The organism is Prolinoborus fasciculus (genome assembly GCF_056724605.1).
Map to the genome: position 1 here is coordinate 1 of NZ_JBWZQN010000194.1, position 401 is coordinate 401.

Consider the following 401-nt stretch of genomic DNA (forward strand, 5'->3'; position numbering starts at 1 on the left):
TTGTTCCATTTTAGATATTTGTTTAAGATAAGATATAACTCATTGAGATGTGTCATAGTATTCGTCGTTAGAAAACAATTATTATGACATTATTTCAATGAGTTATCTATTTTTGTCGTGTACAGAGTGATTATTATTATAATACAGACTTTATGAAAGCCTATTATGACCAACGTCGTGATGATTATTATAATGGTGCAGGTAATACCTCACCAGGTATTGATTATGATATCAAGCATGATGGCACAACAGAATATGAATTAACGCCACTGCGAGGCTTTGTTGCACAAACCTATCTGTAAAGGCTTTTTCAGCGATATAATTTTCAAATGAAGAAGCCTACACACAAAATCTACCGCACAACCAATTGGCCCGCATATAACCGAGCACTCATGAGTCGC

The 401-nt window shown here is 34.7% G+C and carries 1 protein-coding gene; it reads left to right on the forward strand.

Annotated features, from left to right (window positions below; all coding sequences use genetic code 11):
- Nucleotides 1-152 precede the first annotated feature (152 nt).
- Nucleotides 153-302 (forward strand): hypothetical protein, encoded by a 150-nt coding sequence (locus AC1P5O_RS16910; RefSeq protein ID WP_005265948.1) that lies wholly within the window; start codon nucleotides 153-155, stop codon nucleotides 300-302.
- The last annotated feature ends 99 nt before the right edge of the window (nucleotides 303-401 follow it).